The sequence below is a fragment of the Kribbella sp. NPDC048928 genome (genome assembly GCF_043197975.1).
Lineage (GTDB): Bacteria > Actinomycetota > Actinomycetes > Propionibacteriales > Kribbellaceae > Kribbella.
Genome location: NZ_JBICUC010000007.1, coordinates 282,138 through 300,360, shown reverse-complemented (window position 1 = coordinate 300,360; position 18,223 = coordinate 282,138). Strand labels below are relative to the sequence as shown.

The following is an 18,223-nucleotide window of genomic DNA, read 5'->3' as shown; positions in this document are numbered from 1 at the left end:
CGCCGGGGCCGGGCCCTCCTACTTCGGTTCCTCCTCGTGCGGCATCGGTGTGCCGTACAGGTAGTGCGAGAGGGCGGAATCGCGCTTCGGGTGAGCGTGGTATTTCGTCGGTACGACACGTCCCTCGGCGCTGTCCCACGCGGTGTCGGCCATCCGCCACATCCGGTGCGCGATCCGGCCGGGCATACCGGTGTGTGGCGAGGCCGGGTGCGCTCTGGTCGGGGCGACCTCTTCTGCCTCCAGCAGGTCCTCGGTCAGCGTGTTCACGTCCGAAGCCTCGAGCAGGTCGGTGATCTGGCGGCTGTACTTCGCCTCCATCGACTCGTGCTCGTCGAGCAGCCGGTCGATGTGCTGCCACAGGTCGTCGTGCTCCAGGTGCAGGAACCGGCTGTCGCCGTACTGCCGTCCCTTGAGGAACCGCAGCGAGCGCTCCAGGTCCCTTGCGTTGCCGACGTACCTGGTGACCAGTCCGGCCCCGTCGGGGAGCCGCCGGACGTGTGGGAGGAGCACGTCCTCGGCCGCGGCCAGATGCTGCGCCGCGATCGCGTAGAACCAGTCGGTCTGGTGCCGGTTCTCAGGGTGCGCCGCGTCCGGGTGGTGGGCCGGCTCGGCCAGCTCCCGGATGCGCTCGTGTTCGTAGTTCAGGGCCATTTCGAGCGTCGAAGCGGTCATGGCAACCACCTCCAGGGGGTCACCCTCCAGCGTGTGCCCATCCTCGCCGAACCGCAACCACCCCTACCCGCTCCGTAACCTTCCCGGGCGTGAGCCGAGCCGTGCCAGCTGTCCGCGCCGGACCAGCGGGCCGCCCCGGACCAGCGGACCGCGCCGGACCAGCTGAGAGGTTGACCTCTGAGCTGGTGGCTTCGTCCGCTTCATGCCGCCGGCAAACCCACCAGCTGGAAGGTCAACCTCCCAGCTGGTGGGTTTGCGCGCTCGGCAGGTGCCGGCTGACGCCTGTGGTTAGGAGTCCGAGCTCTTCTTCCAGAGGTTGATGCCGGCCTCGACGGCGTCGGCGTCGATCGCTTTGAGCTCCTCGTCGGAGAAGCCCAGGTTGCGGACCGTGGCGAGGTTGTCCTCGAGTTGCGCGACGCTGGAGGCGCCGATCAGCGCGCTGGTGACGCGGTCGTCGCGGAGCGTCCAGGCGAGCGCGAGCTGCGCGACGGACTGACCGCGCTCCTTGGCGATCTCGCTCAGCGCGCGGACGTGCTTGAGGGTGTCCTCGGTCAGCGAGTCCGGGTTCAGCGACTTGCCCTGCGCGGCCCGCGAGTCGGCCGGGATACCGTCCAGGTAGCGGTTCGTGAGCACGCCCTGCGCGAGCGGCGAGAACGCGATGACGCCGACGCCGAGCTCACCGACCGCGTCGATGAGGTCCTCCTCGATCCACCGGTTCAGCATCGAGTACGACGGCTGGTGGATGAGCAGCGGCGTGCCGAGCTCCTGCAGGATCCGTGCGGCCTCCCGCGTCCGGTCCGCGGAGTACGACGAGATGCCCGCGTACAGCGCCTTGCCCGAGCGGACGGCCGCGTCCAGCGCGCCCATCGTCTCCTCGAGCGGGGTGTCCGGGTCGAACCGGTGCGAGTAGAAGATGTCGACGTAGTCCAGGCCCATCCGGCTCAGCGACTGGTCCAGCGAGGCGAGCAGGTACTTCCGCGAGCCGCCGCCCTGACCGTACGGCCCCGGCCACATGTCGTAGCCGGCCTTGGTCGAGATGATCAGCTCGTCGCGGTACTTCTTGAAGTCCCGCGCGTAGTGGGTCCCGAAGTTCGTCTCGGCGGACCCGTACGGCGGGCCATAGTTGTTGGCCAGGTCGAAGTGCGTGACGCCGAGGTCGAACGCCCGCCGCAGGATGTCCCGCTGCGTCGTGAATGGCTTGTCGTCACCGAAGTTGTGCCACAACCCCAGCGAGATCGCCGGGAGCCGCAGCCCGCTCCGGCCCGTCCGCCGGTAGGTCATCTGGTCGTCGTACCGGCCCGCGGCCGCCTCATAGTCAGTCACGGAACCCCAGTCTGCCCCATGTCACAACAAGTTCAAACCCCCTTGTTTTCAAGCAGAAACCCGATCGCTGACTCCAAGAACCCCACCTTCTTGATCTCACGCCAGCTCGGACCAGGGCGCCGGCGGGGCGGTGGTGAAGAAGTGCAGGAGACCGAGCAGACGGCTGGTGGTGGGCGCGGTCCAATGGCGTTGGCCGGGCCAAGGAGCAGCGGGGAGCTTGGCAAGCGCCCAGGAGAGGTGGAACCAGAGGACGGCGGCTGCCAGCTCGTGCTCGGTCTGTGGTGACTGGCAGTGCTGGAGGTAGTCGGGGAGGAGCATCGCGACCTGGGTGAGCGGGAGCTTGGCGAACTCCATCGCGTGCGGGGCCCAGGCGGCGTCGCCCCAGTCGATGAGGCCGCGGAGGTCGTTGTCCGGGCCGGCGAGAAGGTTGTGGGCGGCAACGTCTCCGTGGATCAGCACCTTCGGCCCGCTGCCGTCGATCTGCTGCGTGAGCCGCGTGAACCACCCGGTCAGCCAGGTTGCCGTCCCCGGATCGATGTACCCCCGATCGGCCAAGTCGTCGATCGTCCGCCACGGATCACCCCAGCCGTCCTCCGACAGCCCGGCAAGCTCGACACCCCCACCCCGATGCGCCGCGCCCGCAACCTCCCCGTTCTGGCGTGGAGCGGTGGCGTCGACGGGCGGGTGTGTGGTGGGTGGGGTGTGTTCGATTTGGTGGAGGCGGGCGAGTTGTTCGGCCAGGCCGGTCGGGAGCTCGGTCGGCTCGGTGCCGTGGACGCGCTCCATCACGGCGTACGGCGCATCGATCACGCGGCGCGTGTCGTCGTACTCGATGATGGCCGGGGTCAGTACGCCGACCTGCCGCGCCGCAGGCACGACACGAGTCTCCTTCAGGAGGTCGTCCTCGTAGCCCGGCCGACTGACCCGCAGGAACAGGTGCTCGCCGAGCACGAACCCGCGGTTGGCCACGCCGCCGGCGACCTCCTGCACCTGCCCGGGGTCGACACCGTGCCGTCGGGCGACCGCAGTTACCTGTTCGAGGAAGTCGTGCTGCTCGCCCAATCCAGCTCTCCAATGTCCGCGGGGACCGCCGGCCGGCTCCCGGGTGTCTCGTGACCGAACACTCGAGGTGGGTACGGCGGCATTCACCGAGTTTGATGTACTTCGGGCGTGCGTGTCGATGTAGATCCGGAGACGGCCGGCCGGCGAGAGTTCTATGCGCTGCTGAACTCGGTGGTCGTACCGCGGCCGATCGCGTGGGTGTCGAGCCGCTCGGCCGACGGCGTGCTGAACCTGGCGCCGCACTCGTTCTTCACGGTGGCGTCCGTGCAGCCGCCGATGGTGCAGTTCACCTCGGTGGGACGCAAGGACAGCCTGAACAACGTCGAGGCGACGGGCGAGTTCGTGGTGAACTTCGCCGCGGAACCGCTGTACGAGCAGGTGAACGCGTCCGGCACCAGCTTCCCGCCGGAGGTGTCGGAGTTCGAGGCGATCGGCGTCACGGCCGAGCCGTCCCGGACGATCGCCGTCCCGCGGGTCGCGGAGTCGCCCGTCGCGATCGAATGCACGCTGCACACCACGCTCGCGCTCGGAGACTGCACGCTGGTCATCGGTCAGGTCCGCCACCTCGCGATCGACGCCGACGTACTCGACGGGAACCATCCCGAGGTCCGCCGGCTCCGTCCGCTCGCCAGACTCGGCAAGGACGAGTGGACCACGCTCGGTGAAGTCCGAGAGATCTCGCGCATCCGCTACGCCGACTGGCCCGGTCATTTCACACCTCCTGCCACGTAGAGCTCCGTCGTTAGCAACGAGGCACTAGGGCGCGTGTCATCGAGGGGGCCCGGTGATTTCGCGGGTGGCGAGTTGTTCTACGAGGGACTCGAGTTCGGAGGAGAGCCGCAATGGTGCGTGGTCGGTCGGCGCTGTCGTGGCTGGGTGCCAGGTGAAGTCGGACGTCACCAGGAAGACGTCGGGCGACAACGGGCCGGGGTCGCGGGAGTAGCAGCGGGCGGCGAGGTTCAGCAGGAGGCCGAGGGCCGGGATGACACCGAGGTCCTCGATGACGTGCAGGATGAGGGTGTCGCGGGTCGGCAGCGTGGCGAGCACACCGTACGGAGCGTCCTGGACCTGGAGGGTCTCGCGCAGCACCGTGTCGAGGACGAGCGCGCGGGACGCTGCATAACCGTCCCCGCTGACGAAGGCGATCTGTACGTCCTCGTGGTCGATGAACTCGACCCCGTCCTGCAGGCGGCGGAGGTTGGCGAGACCGAAGCGCTCGGCATCCGACCAGGACAGGTCCAGATCTGAGGGCTCCAGGAACATCGTGACGATGCCGTCCGCCTCCATGGACGGGACGGAGATCAGGCCGGGTACGAAGTCCGGACGGTCGGTCGTCCAGTCGGGCGGCAGCGCGTCCCGCGGCACGATCCGCTGGATCAGCTCGCCCTCGGGATCCGCGGGCAGCGGCGGCGACCCGTCACGGAGCTGCTCGAGGATGTGGCGGAGGTGCTCCTCGACGAGATCCGGCCAGTTGTCCTCCTCGTAGCGGGCAACGACGCGGGCGAGGTTGCTGAGCCCGACCATCGGTTTGTCGGAGGCCGGATCGGTCGGCACCAGGGCGGCGCCGCCGCGATAGGTCAGTGTCAGGTCGAGGTCAGCGGCCGCGTGCAACGCAAGGCACACAAGCCGATCGGCCTGCCGGCGGGACAGCGGCGGCAGGACGGGATCGGGCAGGTTGGGGTTGCTGCAGTAGTCGTTGCTGTAGTCGTTGCCGTAGGCAGGTTCGGTCGTGTCGATGGGCATCACGGGACTCCCGATGAGCGGAGGAAGGTCGCCAGACAGGGAAGGCGGCGAGGGGTCGGCTGCGGAGGTGCGGCCGCGGAGGGCGGTGCAGCGCGGCGGTGAAGAAGTCGGCAGAGAAGGTACGAGGATCCGGTCTCGCCGGAGCCGCGGATCCGAACCTGTGGACAACCGGCCGGATACGCTGCGGCAGACCGACCGGGTAAGTCCGAAGGAGCGCGCCATGTCCAGCAGCCCGTCGTCGCGGCCGACCTCGGAGACGCGGCTGTCGCTGTCGCACATCACCGCGCAGAACGAGACCAACCTGCTCGGCACCGTGCACGGCGGCGTGATCATGACGCTGGTCGACTCGGTCGCGGGCGTGGTCGCCGCGCGGCATTCCGGTGGCCCCGCGGTCACGGCCTCGATGGACGAGATGGTCTTCCTGGTGCCGGTCCGGGTCGGCGACGTCGTGCACTTCAGCGCCCAGGTGAACTGGACCGGCCGCAGCTCGATGGAGGTCGGCGTCCGGATCACGGCCGATCGGTGGGACGCGGTCGGCCCGCAGATGCACGTCGCGTCGGCGTACCTGGTGTTCGTCGCGGTCGACGAGGAGGGCAAGCCGCGCGAGGTACCGCAGGCGGTGCCGGAGACCGACGAGGACCGGCGGCGGCTGCGGGAGGCGGAGATCCGCCGCAGTCACCGACTCGCCCGGCGGACCGCGATCATCGCGTCCCGCCAAGACCAGGCCCACGAAGAGCAGGCCCACGAAGAGCAGGCCGCGGAATGAAGATCATCGGATACGCCCGGCGCAACCCGTCGGCGGTGCTGCTCGTTGTGCAGTTGCTCGGTGTCCTGGTCTACCCGGCGATGGAGGGGTCGAGCCCGGGACGGGTCGCGTTCGAGATCCTCGGCATCGTCGTACTGGTCCTCGCCGTCGTCTCGGTCCGCGCGACGCCGGGCCTCACCTGGATCAGCGTCTGCCTGGGCATCCCCGCGGTCACACTGTCCGTCCTCGACGCCTTCAACCCGACGAACGCGGTCGTCGCGATCTCGGGCATCCTGCACGCGGCGTTCTACTTCTACGCGGCGTACAGCCTGCTCCGCTACATGCTCTCCGACCACGACGTCAGCGTCGACGAGTTGTTCGCGACCGGTGCCACTTTCACCTTGGTGGCCTGGGGATTCGCCTACTTGTACGTGTTCGTGCAGGCGCTCGTCCCCGGCAGCTTCACCGCGGCCGTTGATTCTGGCAACAATCGTACGTGGATGGAGCTGCTCTTCCTGAGCTTCACCACGATGTCCAGTACAGGGCTCAGCGACATCGTCCCGATCACGGCGTGGGGCCGCTCGGTCGTCATGCTCGAACAACTGGCCGGCGTCGGCTACGTCGCGATGGTCGTGTCCAGGCTCGTTGGCCTGACCATCACCAAACGCAACGCCACGCCCTAGTCCCGCGGCCAGCCGGCCAGCAGGTCGGCGGCGGCTCGGCCTGCGACCTCCGGTGCTGAGGGCATCGCCGCAACGCGGTAGCTGACCAGCGCTCCCTCGTGCAGGAGCAGCAGCCGATCGGCCAGCTCGCCCGGATCCGCGAACCCGGCCGCCCGGGCCTGTGCCTCGAACTCGGACCGCATCCACTGCTTCTGGCCGACGATCACCGGCATCGCCGGATGGTCCGGCGCGGCCAGCTCCACGCTGGCGTTGATGAACCCGCACCCGTTGCGGGAGCCCGCCAGCCAGTCCGTCAGCGCGGCGAACAGCGCCAGGATCACCGCTTCGGGCGTCGCCGGATCCCGGGCGGCGAGCTGCTCGTCGAGGAACCGGTGCCAGATCCGGTTCCGTTCCTCCAGGTACGCGGCGATCAGCCGATCCTTCGACCCGAACCGGTCGTACAGCGTCTTCTTAGTGACGTCCGCCGCCGCGGCGATCGCATCGACGCCGACGGTCCGGATCCCCTGCTCGTAGAACAGCGTCGACGCGGCCGTCAGGATCCGCTCGCCGGCCGGGGTCAGCCGCGGTGCCGGCTCCGCCCGGCGGTCCACGATCAGTCTCATCTGGTGGTCGAGCATACTGACAGTATACCGACCGGTGTGGTTACTGTCGTTGTCATGATCAAGCACAGGGCGCGGGCACTGGCCGCCGGAGCCGGGTTCGTCGTGTTCTGGAGCTGCGGCTTCATCGGCGCGCGCTGGGGAACGCAGTACACGAGTGCCTTCGACCTGCTCGCCTGGCGGTTCCTCGTCGCAGGGGCGATCGGCGTCGCGCTGCTCGCAGTCCGGCGCCCGCGGATCTCGCGCCGGGACCTGGTGACCCAGGTGTGGATGGCGTTCCTGACCCAGTTCGTCTACCTCGGCCTGATCTTCGTCGGTATCGACCACGGGATCCCCGCCGGGATCACTGCGTTGATCGGCTCGCTCCAGCCGATTCTGATCGCGACCCTCGCCGGGCCGTTGCTCGGTGAACGCGTCAGCCGGCGGCAGTGGATCGGCTTAGGTCTCGGTCTCACCGGCGTCGGCCTGGTCGTCGCCGACGACCTCAGTGCAGGCCACGCCTCGCCCGTGCTCTTCCTGGTGCCGATCGCCGGTCTCTTCGGCCTGGTGGCGGGCACCTGTCTCGACCGGCAGCGCAAGCCGAGCACGAGCGCCCTGGACGCGTTGGCAGTCCAGAGCCTGGTGTCGGCTGTCTTCTTCACAGCACTGGCCGCGTCGACCCACCGCCTGACGGTGCCCGACCAGCCAGGCTTCTACGGCGCGGTCCTCTGGCTGGTGCTGCTCGCGACCGGTGGCGGCTGGGGTCTGTACCTGGTCAACCTCAGGCTGTCCGGTGCGACGCGGGTCAGCTCCCTGCTGTATCTGGTGCCGCCGACCACGATGGTGTTCGCGTTCCTGCTGTTCCACGAAACGATCGGCCTAGCGGCCGTTCTCGGCATGCTCGTGTGTGCTGCCGCCGTGCTGCTGATCCGGATCCGTGAACCAGTACGCTGCGGGGATGGCGGAACCCCGGTGGCTGAACCAGACAGAGGCACAGGCCTGGCGCGCGTACATCGCGGCGCAGCGCGTAGTGAGCAGCCGGATCGAGCAGCAACTCCAACGCGACGCCGGAATTCCGCACACGTACTACGAGATTCTCGTCCGGCTGTCCGAGGCGCCGGCCAACCGGCTGCGGATGAGTGAACTCGCGGTTGCCACCCAGGGCTCCCGCAGCCGGCTGTCGCATGCCGTCAACCGCCTCGAGCAGAACGGCTGGGTACGGCGCGAAGGCATCGAGTCCGACCGTCGCGGTCAGGTCGCGATCCTCACCGAGCTGGGGCGGCAGAAGCTGGTGGACACCGCGCCGGGCCATGTCGAGGAGGTCCGCGGCTCGATCTTCGACGCGCTGAGTCCGGAGCAGGTCGAGCAGCTGTACGACGTCTGCGCGACGCTGGCCCGGCATTCGGGTGACACTGTCGACCGTGCGGCGTGGGAGCGGAACTGAGATGAGGCGTCCGGTCGCGCTGATCGCGCTGACTGCCCTCGCTGTCACCGGTTGTGCCGACAACGCTTCCGAACCGACAGCCGGCCCGGCCACCGTCCCGTCGTCCACGGTCCCGACGACCGGCTCGGTCGATCCGGGCACCACCCCTGCGACGACACCCGCCGAGACCCCCAGCGCGACGGCGCAACAGACCCAGCCACCGACGCAGGCACCGACCGAGGCGCCGACCAGTGCGGCGAGCTGCGTCGATCAGAAGCTCCAGGCCCTCACACTCCGGGAGCGGGCCGGGCAACTGATCATGACGGGCATCGCCGCCGCCGGCATGACGTCGGCCCAGCGTTCGGTCGTACGGCAGCAGAAGTCCGGCGGCGTGTTCCTGGTCGGCGACAGCGGGAGCCTGACCAGCACCCGTACGGCGACGGCCGCGGTGACCGCTGCGGCGACGGTCGAGGGCGTGCGGCCGCTGATCGCGGCAGACCAGGAGGGCGGCAAGATCCAGCGGCTGAAGGGATCCGGGTTCGACCGCATCCCGGCCGCTACGATCCAGGGCACCTGGTCCAGCTCGAAGCTCACGACCCAGGCGAAGCGGTGGGGCCGGCAGCTCAAGGACGCCGGCGTCAACGTCGACCTCGCGCCGGTCGGCGACGTCGTACCCAGCTCGCTGAAGTCGGAGAACGCACCGATCGGCCAGCTGGACCGCGAGTACGGCAACACCCCCGAGGACGCCGGCCGCGGCGTGCAGGCCTTCGTCCAGGGCATGCGGGCGGCCGGGGTCGCGACATCGGTGAAGCACTTCCCCGGACTCGGGCGGGTGCGCGGCAACACCGACTTCTCCGCCGGGGTCACCGACGACGTCACGGTCCGCGGCGACGCCGGGCTGCGGCCGTTCGCCGAGGCGATCAAGGCCGGTACGTCGATGGTGATGATCTCGACCGTGACCTACACGCGGATCGACCCGAAGAACCGGGCGGTGTTCTCGCCGACCGTCATCCAGGGCATGGTGCGCGGCGACCTCGGCTGGCACGGAGTCGTGATCACCGACGACGTCGGGTCCGCCGCGGAGGTGCAGTCGGTCCCGGCCGGCGAGCGGGCGACCCGGTTCGTCGCGGCCGGCGGGGACATCGTGATCAACGCCGAGGCCAGGCTGACCGCGACCATGGTGAACGCACTGGTCGCCAAGGCCGGGGAGGACAAGCTCTTCGCCGCGAAGCTGACGAGTAGCGTGCGGCGTGTGCTGACCCTCAAACAGAGCAACGGTCTGGTGAGCTGCGGATGAGTGCGGAGGAGGAAGAGCCCGACTACCGCTTCACCCTGGCGAACGAGCGCACCTATCTGGCCTATCTGCGGACCTCGCTCGCCTGCTACGCGGGCGGCCTGTCGGCGGTACAGTTCCTCGATCTCGGCCCGGATCGCTGGCCCGCCCGGATCATCGGTGTCGTACTGGTCCTGACCGGGATCGTCACCACGGCCGGCGCGTTCCGGCGCTGGCAGCTCAACCTGACCGCTATCCGGCGCGGTGGCGCCCTCCCGGCGAGCCGGCTGCCGCTGATGCTCGGGGCAACGATCGCCGTGGTCGGGCTGGTCGGGCTGCTGTTCTCACTGTGGCGATGAGCACACCGGATCCCGGCCGCCAGCCGGAGCGGACACTGCTCGCGTGGCGCCGTACGGCCCTCGGTCTGCTCGCCAACGGCGCACTACTGCTCGCCTCCGGCCACGGATCGTCAGAGGTCCGGACCGGTCTCGGAATCGTCGTTCTCGTGCTCTCACTGGGCTGCTGGACCGCTGTCGGCGCCGTCTACCGGCGGACGAAGGGTGGTGCGGTGCATGCTCTCGGCCACCAGCACGTGCTCCGGGTCGCGGCCGGTCTGGTGCTCGTCGTGGGGCTCTTCGACCTCTACGCCGTGATCACGCGATGAAACCGATCGGTTACCAACTGTATATCGCCCCGCGAGGCAGTTCACCACGACGCGGTACGTTGACCCAGCCGGATGCGAAGTCAGCGGTACGTTCCCCCTAGCATGTTCACGGTTTGTCCCTCGTTCACCCGGAGCTTGAAGTGCCGTTACGTCTGCGTCCGAACGACCCGACGTTCTACGACCTTTTCACCGAGTCCGCCAACCACCTCGTGGAGGGATCGCGGATCCTGGCGGAACTGCTCGGCAGTACGGCGGGGACCGGGCTGTCCTCCAGCCACCAGATCGCCGCCCAGATGAAGGACGCGGAACACGCGGCCGACGAGACCACCCACTCGATCATCCGGCGGGTGAACTCGACCTTCGTCACCCCGTTCGACCGCGAGGACATCTACCGGCTGGCCTCCGATCTCGACGACGTGATGGACTTCATGGAGGAAGCGGTCGACACGATCCACCTCTTCAACCTGGAGAAGCTGCCGGAGGAGATCGCCGAGCAGATCGAGGTCCTCCAGCGCGCCGCCCAGCTGACCGCGGAGACGATGCCGCGGCTGCGGACCATGAAGGACCTCGCGGAGTACTGGATCGAGATCAACCGGCTGGAGAACACCGGTGACGCGGTCCACCGCAGGCTGGTCGCCAAGCTGTTCAGCGGCGAGTACGAGGCCCTCACCGTGATGAAGCTGAAGACCGTGGTCGACCTGCTGGAGGCCGCGATCGACGCGTTCGAGCACGTCGCCAACACGGTCGAGCAGATCGCCGTCAAGGAGAGCTGAGCGTGGAGCTCACGCTCGTCATCGCCGTCGTCGTCATCGCGCTGGCCTTCGACTACACCAACGGCTTCCACGACGCCGCCAATGCGATCGCGACCTCGGTCTCCACCCGGGCCCTGACGCCGCGGGTGGCGCTGGCGATGGCAGCGGTGATGAACTTCCTCGGCGCGTTCCTCGGCACCGAGGTCGCGGAGACCGTCGGCAAGGGCATCATCAACACCCCCGGCGGCCGCCATGGGCTGGTCGTCGTGATCGCCGCCCTGATCGGTGCCATCACCTGGAACCTGATCACCTGGTACTTCGGACTCCCCAGCTCCTCGTCGCACGCACTGATCGGCGGACTGGTCGGGGCCGGCCTGGCGTCCAGCAGCGTGGTGCTGTGGTCCGGGATCGTCGACAAGGTCGTGATCCCGATGGTGCTGTCGCCCGCGGTCGGGTTCGTCGGCGCGTTCCTGCTGATGACCGGGATCCTGTGGCTGTTCCGGAACAACAACCCCGGCAAGACCACCCGCGGGTTCCGGCTCGCGCAGTCGCTGTCGGCGGCCGCGATGGCGCTCGGGCACGGCCTGCAGGACGCGCAGAAGACGATGGGCGTGATCTTCCTGGCGCTGCTCAGCACCGGGCACGCCGACCCCAAGGACGGCATCCCGATCTGGGTGAAGCTGTCCGCCGCGACCGCGATCTCACTCGGTACGTACTCCGGCGGCTGGCGGATCATGCGGACGCTCGGCCGCCGCATCATCCATCTGGACCCGGCCCGCGGGTTCGCCTCCGAGGCCGTCTCCGCCGCGGTGCTGTACGTGATGGCGATCGGCCTGCACGCGCCGGTCTCGACCACCCACACGATCACCTCCGCGGTGATGGGTGCGGGCGCCACCAAGCGACTGTCCGCGGTCCGCTGGGGCGTCGCCAAAGGCATCGTCACCGCCTGGGTCCTGACCATCCCGGCCGCAGGCGTCGTCGCGGCCCTCGTCTACGGCCTGGTCCACCTGATCCTCGAGTGATCTTCGACGTTCCTCGAAGCGACCCCCCAAGACCCCACTGGGCTCCCACTCTGGGTTTTCTGAAACCCTCCAGGCCCAGGGAGCAAGTTGTGAAAGCAGTGCAGATGGTGGCTGTAGCCGGCGTCGTTGCGGGTGCGGGCGTCGCCGGGATCACGCCGGCCGAAGCGGCAACGAACCATGCAACGCAGGACCAGGTGGCGCCGCGGTCCGTGATCTACACCGAGCTGTTCAAGGGCCTGTGGGAGTGCACAGGGCGTGCCGCCGCAGTCGCCGCCCAGGGGCATCGGATCACCGAGAGTTGCGCGTCGGTCTACGTCAGCCTCCATCACTTCTACCGGCTGACCTACATCTGATCCTCAGCTCCAGGTACCGGAGCCTGCCGAACCGGTTCATTCGGAATTCACTCACCCGGCCTACGGTCGATCGACGCTGCTGATCGTCCGCCGAGGGAAGTGATCGCAATGGATCTGTCGTTCCTTGTCGTCGTCGTGATCGTCACCGCGCTGGTGTTCGACTTCACCAACGGGTTCCACGACACCGCCAATGCGATGGCGACCTCGATCGCCACCGGGGCCCTGAAACCGAAGATCGCGGTCGCGCTGTCCGCGGTACTGAACCTGGTCGGCGCGTTCATCTCGACCGAGGTCGCCAAGACGATCTCCAGCGGCATCGTCGACGACGCCAAGGTGACCGTGCCGGTGATCTTCGGCGGCCTGGTCGGGGCCATCCTCTGGAACCTGATGACCTGGTACGTCGGCCTGCCGAGCTCCTCGTCGCACGCGCTCTTCGGCGGTCTGATCGGCGCCACCTGGATCGCCTCCGGGAGCAGCGCCGTGCACTTCGCGACGGTCGTCCAGAAGATCATCATCCCGGCCGTCGCGGCGCCGATCGTGGCCGGTGTCGTCGCGCTGCTCGGCACGTTCCTGGCCTACAAGATCACCCAGCGGGCCCGGAAGAAGTCGGTCGACGACGGGTTCCGGGCCGGGCAGATCGCCTCGGCGTCGCTGGTCTCGCTGGCGCACGGCACGGGTGACGCGCAGAAGACGATGGGTGTGATCACGCTCGTACTGATCACCTCCGGCAGCCTGCACTCCGGTGCCAAGCCGCCGCTGTGGGTGATCCTGGCGGCCGGTACGGCGATCGCGCTCGGCACGTACCTGGGCGGCTGGCGGATCATCCGGACGATGGGCAAGGGGCTGGCCGAGATCGAGTCGCCGCAGGGCTTCTCCGCGGAGACCAGCTCGACCTCGGTGCTGCTGGTCTCGTCGCACCTGGGCTTCCCGCTGTCCACCACGCAGGTCTGCTCCGGCAGCATCCTCGGCGCGGGACTCGGCAAGCGGCTGGCCGAGGTGCGCTGGACGGTGGCCGGCCGGATGGCCGTGGCCTGGCTGCTGACGCTGCCGGCCGCTGCGATCGTCGGTGCACTGGCCGGTGAGGTCGCCGACTCCGGCAACCTCGGCGTCGTGATCATCGCGATCCTCGCGGTGGCGGCCGGCGGTGCGATCTACGCCGCGTCCCGGCGCCGCCCGGTGACGTCGGACAACGTGAACGAGTACCCGAGCTCGTCGACCCCCGCAGCCACGGCCGCGGCAGCCTGAGAGGAGTACGGCGATGCACGTCAACTGGGGTGCCCTCGGTGAGGTGGCACTGGTCAGCCTGATCTTCGGCGTCGGCCTGGCGGTCCTGTTCGCATTCGGCGTGACCGCCATGTCGCGGCGGGCCGTGGCGATCGACGAGAAGCGGCAGCCGTCCTTCATGGACACCGGTGTCGCCGCACTGTGCTTCGCGGGCTGCCTGGCCGCGGTGCTCTACGGGCTGTACCTGATCATCCCGCAGTTCCACTAGCGGTTCCAGCGGCGTACGGCCTTGGCGACGTCCTTCACGCGGATGGAGCCGAGGTTGTACTCCCAAGCGGCCAGGAGCCGGTCGCCGAGGACCTCCGCGTCCAGGAAGGTGCGTGGGCGTACGGCGACGGCCCAGGTCGCTGCGGCCGCGTGGCCCTGCTGGTAGAGCAGATGGTCCACGGTGGCCTCGACGCCGGTCGCCTGCTTGCCGTCCAGGCCGTCCGTGGCCCACTCCTGAACGATCCGCGGGTCGTCGGCGGTCATCCGCGCCAGGTAGGTCAGCGGGCCGCGCCAGAACCCCTTCCGGCCGATGCTGTCCAGCGACTCGAGTGGGAACCAGCCGTTCTGGTTGCGCCGGCCGTTCACCGCGGACTCCACCTCGCGGGCACGGTCCGCGGACAGACCACGGGTCGCCCAGTCGATGAAGTACGCGCCGGCATCCGGGATGTGCTCGGCCACATGCGGTGCCGGTGTCAGGGCACCGGGGTCGAAAAGATGCAGCTCTTCCGGTGAATCGAACAAGAACCTGCCCCCGCCCGCTCGAGTACGCGAGCCACCGCAGCAGCTCGCCGCACAGGGACCCCCCAGGTTCCTGCTACGTCAACGAGTGCTTTCGTACCCTCGATCCGCACCGCAGGTCAAGGGTTTCAGGCCTTCTTGCGGCGCTCGGCCAGCTCCTCGCGGTCGAGCCGTTCGGCCTCGTCCGGGGTCGGCGCGCCGCCGCCGTACGAGGCCGGCAGCCACCAGGCGCCGGCCGGCTGCTCGGGATAGCTGCGGATGCTCTCGTCGAGCATCCCGGCCATCACCGAGCGCAGGTTCGCGGTCGCTGCGGCCGGGTCATCGGCGGCCGTCACGGTGATCGGTGCCCCGATGCTGATCGAGATCGGGCGATGCCTCGAGAAGTCCCGCGGCCGGTCCTTGGTGAACATCCGCTGGGTGCCCCACAGGATCATCGGCAGCACCGGTACGCCGGCCTCCGCCGCCATCCGTACCGTGCCGGACTTGAACTCCTTGAGCTCGAACGACCGGCTGATCGTCGCCTCCGGGAAGACGCCGACGAGCTCACCGGCGGCGAGGTACTCCAGGGCCGTCCGGTACGACGTCGCGCCGGCGTCCCGGTCGACCGGGATGTGGTGCATGCCACGCATCAGCGGGCCGGAGTACCGATTGCGGAACAGCACTTCCTTGGCCATGAACCGGGTCAGCCGCTTGGCCGGCACGGCGCCGTACCCGCCCAGGATGAAGTCGACGTAGCTGATGTGGTTGATCGCGATCAGGGCGCCGCCGGTGCGCGGGACGTGTTCGGTCCCGGTCCGGCGGATCTTCAGATCGAGCGCCAGGAAGGCGGTCTTCGCGAAGCCGATGACGGGCGGGTAGACGAGGTCTCGCATGACCCGACGCTACAGGCATCGTCCAGTGCCTGGGCGCCGCAATCACTCAACAACTTCCGACGCGGTGCACTAGGGTGGCCGGTGACAACTTGAGACCGCGGGAGCTCGCACCGTAGTGGGCTGAGAGGGCGGCTGGACCAGGCATCGACACCTGGCCGGCGCCGCCGACCGCCGAACCTGTCCGGGTAATTCCGGCGTAGGGAGCAGCACCATGGTCAATGTCAGCACGTCCAGCACGATCCGTCCGGTGGTCACCACCGGCCCGATCTCGGGTTCGGAGAAGATCTACCGCTCCGATCTCGGCGTACCGGCACGGCGCGTCCATCTCACCAACGGCGAGCACTTCGACCTGTACGACACGTCCGGCCCGTACACCGACGCGGCCGCGACGATCGACGTACAGGCCGGTCTGCCCGCGCTGCGGCGGGACTGGATCGCCGGACGCGAGCGGCGCACCCAGCTCGGGCACGCGCGCGCCGGGGTGATCACCGAGGAGATGCGGTACGTCGCGTTGCGAGAGGGACTCGACCCGGAGCTCGTCCGCGACGAGGTCGCCCGCGGCCGGGCGGTGATCCCGGCGAACCGCTGCCATCCGGAGAGCGAGCCGATGATCATCGGCAAGAAGTTCCTGGTGAAGGTGAACGCGAACATCGGCAACTCCGCGGTCACCAGTTCGGTCGAGGAAGAGGTCGAGAAGCTCGTCTGGGCGACCAGGTGGGGCGCGGACACCGTGATGGACCTGTCCACCGGGAAGAACATCCACGAGACCCGGGAGTGGATCCTGCGCAACTCGCCGGTGCCGATCGGGACGGTGCCGCTGTACCAGGCGCTGGAGAAGGTCAACGGCGATCCGGCCGCGCTGTCGTGGGAGGTGTACCGCGACACCGTGATCGAGCAGTGCGAGCAGGGTGTCGACTACATGACAGTGCATGCCGGCGTCCTGCGGGCGTACATCCCGCTGACCGTACGGCGGATCACCGGGATCGTGTCGCGGGGCGGATCCATCATGGCAGCGTGGTGCCTCGCGCATCAGCAGGAATCCTTCCTGTACACGCATTTCGCGGAGCTCTGCGAGATCCTCCGGGCGTACGACGTGACGTTCTCGCTCGGCGACGGGCTGCGGCCGGGGTGTATCGCGGACGCGAACGACCAGGCGCAGTTCGCCGAGCTGCGGACGCTGGGGGAGCTCACCCGGATCGCCTGGGAGCACGACGTCCAGGTGATGATCGAGGGCCCGGGACATGTGCCGCTGCACAAGATCGCGGAGAACGTACGGCTCGAGGAAGAGCTGTGCGGCGAGGCGCCGTTCTACACTTTGGGGCCGTTGGCAACCGATGTGGCGCCGGCCTACGACCACATCACGTCGGCGATCGGCGCGGCGCAGATCGGCTGGCTGGGTACGGCGATGCTCTGCTACGTCACGCCGAAGGAACATCTCGGGCTGCCGGACCGTGACGACGTGAAGACCGGCGTCATCACGTACAAGATCGCTGCCCACGCGGCCGATCTGGCGAAGGGCCATCCGGGCGCACAGGCCTGGGACGACACGTTGTCCAAGGCAAGGTTCGAGTTCCGCTGGGAGGACCAGTTCAACCTCTCGCTGGATCCGGACACCGCGCGGTCCTTCCATGACGAGACGCTGCCCGCCGAGCCGGCCAAGACCGCCCACTTCTGCTCGATGTGCGGTCCGAAGTTCTGCTCGATGCGGATCAGCGCGGACCTCCGCGAGCACTATCTGCCGATCGTGGACTAGGGCATAGCAACTGCTCCCGGACTCGTCCCCGGGAGCAGTTGGCTCCGGATACGGTGAGTGATCGGGTGAACCGATTCAGGTTTTAGCCTTCACTCAGCGTGAATAAGACTGTAGCCTTAAGCCCTCGGAAGGAGGTGCAGGCGATGGTCTTCGTTCTCACGGTAGATCAGCGCGGCAGCCGAAGCACGAGCGATCTCGTACCCGAGCTACTGACCGCCCTGAACCGCCGCCCGCGGCGGACCGGGCTGCTGCGGAAGTTCGAGCGGACCGCCGGCGACGAGGTGCAGGGCGTACTCTCCGAGGCCCGGCCGGCCGTCGACATGATCGTCGAGCTGCTCCGCTCCGACAGCTGGTACGTCGGACTCGGCATCGGCGACGTCACCGAGCCGCTGCCGCGCAGCACGCGGGCCGGAAACGGCGAGGCGTTCGTGTTCGCGCGGGAGGCGGTCACGCGGGCCAAGTCCAGCCCGCACCACGTGAACGTCGTCGGAGCGGATCCACGCAGCGCCGAGCAGGTCGAGACAGTGCTGTGGCTGATGGCGTCCGTACTGCGACGTCGCAGCGACCGTGGCTGGGCAGTGGCGGACCTGCTGGCCGAAGGACTTACCAGACGAGAGGTCGGCGTGAAGCTCGGCATCAGCCAGTCGGCAGTGACCCAACGGGCCCAGGCGGCCGGATTCGCCGAGGAGCAGCGCGGACGCGTTCTCGCGGCAGACCTGCTCGGCGCTGGGGCTGCTGCGTGACGGCGCTGGTCCTTGCGCTCACGGCGGCCGCACTGGTCCTGGCCGTGCTGGCGTGGGTTCCCAAGTCCGGTTCCACGCTGGAGATCGTCATCAGCGGCGTCATGCTCGCCTGCCTGGCCGCCGTGGGCGTACTGCTGCTCGCTGGGCACGGTGTGAGCGACTGGGCCGAGCGCTGGTGGAACGTACTGCTCCTGCTCGCCGGGGCGCTCGCAGTGACCGGTGGCGGCCCGCTGACGACCTCTGTGCTGGCGTTGGCGGACCGTCGCAGTACTCGCGCCCAATCGACGCAGAAGGCCGGTGAGGTACTACGTGGCGGCGCACTGATCGGTGCGCTGGAGCGGCTGGCCATCTATGCGTCGCTGGTTGCGGACTGGCCTGAGGGCATCGCCATCGTGCTGGCGATCAAGGGCCTCGCCAGGTACCCCGAGCTGCGCAGCCCGGACCAGCCCGCGTCCGTCACTCCGCAGGCGGTCGCGGAGCGCTTCATCATCGGTACGTTCACCAGCGTGCTGTGGGCAGTGACCTGTGCGGGCCTCCTGCGCTCGCACTGAG

At 68.7% G+C, this 18,223-nt stretch carries 23 protein-coding genes and 1 riboswitch; of the genes, 16 read left to right on the top strand and 7 right to left on the bottom strand.

Annotation, left to right across the window (positions count from 1 at the left end; genetic code table 11):
- Positions 1 to 18: 18 nt before the first annotated feature.
- The 3 genes from ACGFI6_RS29660 to ACGFI6_RS29650 all read right to left on the bottom strand — a co-directional run bounded on the left by ACGFI6_RS29660 (position 19) and on the right by ACGFI6_RS29650 (position 3,057).
- On the bottom strand, positions 19 to 672 hold the full coding sequence (locus tag ACGFI6_RS29660) for a hypothetical protein (RefSeq protein WP_393124280.1): 654 nt from the start codon (positions 670 to 672) through the stop codon (positions 19 to 21).
- Between the two features lie 288 nt (positions 673 to 960).
- Positions 961 to 1,995 carry an L-glyceraldehyde 3-phosphate reductase gene (gene mgrA, locus ACGFI6_RS29655; protein WP_393124278.1) on the bottom strand — a complete coding sequence of 345 codons (1,035 nt, stop codon included), beginning with the start codon at positions 1,993 to 1,995 and terminating at the stop codon, positions 961 to 963.
- A gap of 96 nt (positions 1,996 to 2,091) precedes the next feature.
- Positions 2,092 to 3,057 (bottom strand): aminoglycoside phosphotransferase family protein, encoded by a 966-nt coding sequence (locus ACGFI6_RS29650; RefSeq protein ID WP_393124276.1) that lies wholly within the window; start codon positions 3,055 to 3,057, stop codon positions 2,092 to 2,094.
- A gap of 108 nt (positions 3,058 to 3,165) precedes the next feature.
- Here ACGFI6_RS29650 and ACGFI6_RS29645 point away from each other — a divergent pair, with 108 nt between their 5' ends.
- Complete coding sequence (locus ACGFI6_RS29645) at positions 3,166 to 3,789, top strand: flavin reductase family protein (protein ID WP_393124274.1); 624 nt, start codon at positions 3,166 to 3,168, stop codon at positions 3,787 to 3,789.
- 36 nt (positions 3,790 to 3,825) lie between these two features.
- Here the strand turns inward: ACGFI6_RS29645 and ACGFI6_RS29640 are convergent, their stop codons facing one another.
- Complete coding sequence (locus ACGFI6_RS29640; protein WP_393124272.1) at positions 3,826 to 4,800, bottom strand: hypothetical protein; 975 nt, start codon at positions 4,798 to 4,800, stop codon at positions 3,826 to 3,828.
- A 220-nt stretch (positions 4,801 to 5,020) separates the two neighbouring features.
- On the opposite strand from ACGFI6_RS29640, the gene ACGFI6_RS29635 reads away from it, so the two are divergent.
- Both ACGFI6_RS29635 and ACGFI6_RS29630 read left to right on the top strand, forming a co-directional pair.
- Positions 5,021 to 5,566 carry an acyl-CoA thioesterase gene (locus ACGFI6_RS29635; RefSeq protein ID WP_393124270.1) on the top strand — a complete coding sequence of 182 codons (546 nt, stop codon included), beginning with the start codon at positions 5,021 to 5,023 and terminating at the stop codon, positions 5,564 to 5,566.
- The gene (locus tag ACGFI6_RS29630; protein WP_393124268.1) at positions 5,563 to 6,228 is read left to right on the top strand and encodes a potassium channel family protein; all 666 of its coding nucleotides are present in this window, start codon (positions 5,563 to 5,565) and stop codon (positions 6,226 to 6,228) included. The genes ACGFI6_RS29635 and ACGFI6_RS29630 overlap by 4 nt, the downstream gene beginning before the upstream one ends.
- On the opposite strand, the gene ACGFI6_RS29625 is transcribed toward ACGFI6_RS29630, so the two are convergent.
- Positions 6,225 to 6,830, bottom strand: coding sequence for a TetR/AcrR family transcriptional regulator (locus tag ACGFI6_RS29625; protein ID WP_393124266.1), 606 nt, complete (start codon positions 6,828 to 6,830; stop codon positions 6,225 to 6,227). The genes ACGFI6_RS29630 and ACGFI6_RS29625 overlap by 4 nt on opposite strands.
- 54 nt (positions 6,831 to 6,884) lie before the next feature.
- Here ACGFI6_RS29625 and ACGFI6_RS29620 point away from each other — a divergent pair, with 54 nt between their 5' ends.
- The 10 genes from ACGFI6_RS29620 to ACGFI6_RS29575 all read left to right on the top strand — a co-directional run bounded on the left by ACGFI6_RS29620 (position 6,885) and on the right by ACGFI6_RS29575 (position 13,785).
- On the top strand, positions 6,885 to 7,949 hold the full coding sequence (locus tag ACGFI6_RS29620; protein WP_393124264.1) for a DMT family transporter: 1,065 nt from the start codon (positions 6,885 to 6,887) through the stop codon (positions 7,947 to 7,949).
- The gene (locus ACGFI6_RS29615) at positions 7,837 to 8,250 is read left to right on the top strand and encodes a MarR family winged helix-turn-helix transcriptional regulator (protein ID WP_393124262.1); all 414 of its coding nucleotides are present in this window, start codon (positions 7,837 to 7,839) and stop codon (positions 8,248 to 8,250) included. Before ACGFI6_RS29620 ends, ACGFI6_RS29615 begins: the two co-directional genes overlap by 113 nt.
- A 1-nt stretch (position 8,251) precedes the next feature.
- Positions 8,252 to 9,526, top strand: a complete 1,275-nt coding sequence (locus ACGFI6_RS29610; protein ID WP_393124260.1) for a glycoside hydrolase family 3 N-terminal domain-containing protein — start codon at positions 8,252 to 8,254, stop codon at positions 9,524 to 9,526.
- Positions 9,523 to 9,861: a YidH family protein gene (locus ACGFI6_RS29605; protein ID WP_393124258.1), complete on the top strand. Its 339-nt coding sequence runs from the start codon at positions 9,523 to 9,525 to the stop codon at positions 9,859 to 9,861. Before ACGFI6_RS29610 ends, ACGFI6_RS29605 begins: the two co-directional genes overlap by 4 nt.
- On the top strand, positions 9,858 to 10,166 hold the full coding sequence (locus tag ACGFI6_RS29600; RefSeq protein WP_393124256.1) for a DUF202 domain-containing protein: 309 nt from the start codon (positions 9,858 to 9,860) through the stop codon (positions 10,164 to 10,166). Before ACGFI6_RS29605 ends, ACGFI6_RS29600 begins: the two co-directional genes overlap by 4 nt.
- A gap of 140 nt (positions 10,167 to 10,306) precedes the next feature.
- Positions 10,307 to 10,939: a DUF47 domain-containing protein gene (locus ACGFI6_RS29595; RefSeq protein WP_131345157.1), complete on the top strand. Its 633-nt coding sequence runs from the start codon at positions 10,307 to 10,309 to the stop codon at positions 10,937 to 10,939.
- A gap of 2 nt (positions 10,940 to 10,941) precedes the next feature.
- The gene (locus ACGFI6_RS29590; protein ID WP_393124254.1) at positions 10,942 to 11,940 is read left to right on the top strand and encodes an anion permease; all 999 of its coding nucleotides are present in this window, start codon (positions 10,942 to 10,944) and stop codon (positions 11,938 to 11,940) included.
- An 89-nt stretch (positions 11,941 to 12,029) separates the two neighbouring features.
- Positions 12,030 to 12,293, top strand: a complete 264-nt coding sequence (locus ACGFI6_RS29585; protein ID WP_393124252.1) for a hypothetical protein — start codon at positions 12,030 to 12,032, stop codon at positions 12,291 to 12,293.
- 108 nt (positions 12,294 to 12,401) lie between these two features.
- Complete coding sequence (locus tag ACGFI6_RS29580; RefSeq protein ID WP_393124250.1) at positions 12,402 to 13,538, top strand: anion permease; 1,137 nt, start codon at positions 12,402 to 12,404, stop codon at positions 13,536 to 13,538.
- Between the two features lie 13 nt (positions 13,539 to 13,551).
- On the top strand, positions 13,552 to 13,785 hold the full coding sequence (locus ACGFI6_RS29575) for a hypothetical protein (RefSeq protein WP_393124248.1): 234 nt from the start codon (positions 13,552 to 13,554) through the stop codon (positions 13,783 to 13,785).
- Here ACGFI6_RS29575 and ACGFI6_RS29570 read toward each other — a convergent pair.
- Positions 13,782 to 14,306: a hypothetical protein gene (locus ACGFI6_RS29570; RefSeq protein WP_393124246.1), complete on the bottom strand. Its 525-nt coding sequence runs from the start codon at positions 14,304 to 14,306 to the stop codon at positions 13,782 to 13,784. The two genes, ACGFI6_RS29575 and ACGFI6_RS29570, sit on opposite strands and share 4 nt — an antisense overlap.
- Positions 14,307 to 14,431: 125 nt before the next feature.
- Positions 14,432 to 15,175 carry a lysophospholipid acyltransferase family protein gene (locus tag ACGFI6_RS29565; RefSeq protein WP_393124244.1) on the bottom strand — a complete coding sequence of 248 codons (744 nt, stop codon included), beginning with the start codon at positions 15,173 to 15,175 and terminating at the stop codon, positions 14,432 to 14,434.
- An 87-nt stretch (positions 15,176 to 15,262) separates the two neighbouring features.
- A riboswitch (TPP riboswitch) is annotated at positions 15,263 to 15,395 on the top strand.
- On the opposite strand from ACGFI6_RS29565, the gene thiC reads away from it, so the two are divergent.
- From thiC to ACGFI6_RS29550, 3 genes are all read left to right on the top strand, one after another.
- On the top strand, positions 15,387 to 16,928 hold the full coding sequence (gene thiC / locus ACGFI6_RS29560; protein ID WP_393124242.1) for a phosphomethylpyrimidine synthase ThiC: 1,542 nt from the start codon (positions 15,387 to 15,389) through the stop codon (positions 16,926 to 16,928). It overlaps the preceding riboswitch by 9 nt.
- 143 nt (positions 16,929 to 17,071) lie before the next feature.
- Positions 17,072 to 17,671 carry a transposase gene (locus ACGFI6_RS29555; protein WP_393124240.1) on the top strand — a complete coding sequence of 200 codons (600 nt, stop codon included), beginning with the start codon at positions 17,072 to 17,074 and terminating at the stop codon, positions 17,669 to 17,671.
- Entirely contained in the window at positions 17,668 to 18,222 is a 555-nt protein-coding gene (locus tag ACGFI6_RS29550) for a hypothetical protein (RefSeq protein WP_393124238.1), read from the top strand. Before ACGFI6_RS29555 ends, ACGFI6_RS29550 begins: the two co-directional genes overlap by 4 nt.
- Position 18,223 lies beyond the last annotated feature (1 nt).

Bases quoted from the DNA above. Each gene is read 5' to 3' on its own strand.
- ACGFI6_RS29580 (WP_393124250.1), top strand. From the start codon at position 12,402: ATGGATCTGTCGTTCCTTGTCGTCGTCGTGATCGTCACCGCGCTGGTG.
- ACGFI6_RS29640 (WP_393124272.1), bottom strand. From the start codon at position 4,800: ATGCCCATCGACACGACCGAACCTGCCTACGGCAACGACTACAGCAAC.
- ACGFI6_RS29610 (WP_393124260.1), top strand. From the start codon at position 8,252: ATGAGGCGTCCGGTCGCGCTGATCGCGCTGACTGCCCTCGCTGTCACC.
- ACGFI6_RS29605 (WP_393124258.1), top strand. From the start codon at position 9,523: ATGAGTGCGGAGGAGGAAGAGCCCGACTACCGCTTCACCCTGGCGAAC.
- ACGFI6_RS29555 (WP_393124240.1), top strand. From the start codon at position 17,072: ATGGTCTTCGTTCTCACGGTAGATCAGCGCGGCAGCCGAAGCACGAGC.
- ACGFI6_RS29620 (WP_393124264.1), top strand. From the start codon at position 6,885: ATGATCAAGCACAGGGCGCGGGCACTGGCCGCCGGAGCCGGGTTCGTC.
- ACGFI6_RS29575 (WP_393124248.1), top strand. From the start codon at position 13,552: ATGCACGTCAACTGGGGTGCCCTCGGTGAGGTGGCACTGGTCAGCCTG.
- ACGFI6_RS29600 (WP_393124256.1), top strand. From the start codon at position 9,858: ATGAGCACACCGGATCCCGGCCGCCAGCCGGAGCGGACACTGCTCGCG.
- ACGFI6_RS29660 (WP_393124280.1), bottom strand. From the start codon at position 672: ATGACCGCTTCGACGCTCGAAATGGCCCTGAACTACGAACACGAGCGC.
- ACGFI6_RS29635 (WP_393124270.1), top strand. From the start codon at position 5,021: ATGTCCAGCAGCCCGTCGTCGCGGCCGACCTCGGAGACGCGGCTGTCG.
- ACGFI6_RS29565 (WP_393124244.1), bottom strand. From the start codon at position 15,175: ATGCGAGACCTCGTCTACCCGCCCGTCATCGGCTTCGCGAAGACCGCC.
- thiC (WP_393124242.1), top strand. From the start codon at position 15,387: ATGGTCAATGTCAGCACGTCCAGCACGATCCGTCCGGTGGTCACCACC.
- ACGFI6_RS29630 (WP_393124268.1), top strand. From the start codon at position 5,563: ATGAAGATCATCGGATACGCCCGGCGCAACCCGTCGGCGGTGCTGCTC.
- ACGFI6_RS29625 (WP_393124266.1), bottom strand. From the start codon at position 6,830: ATGAGACTGATCGTGGACCGCCGGGCGGAGCCGGCACCGCGGCTGACC.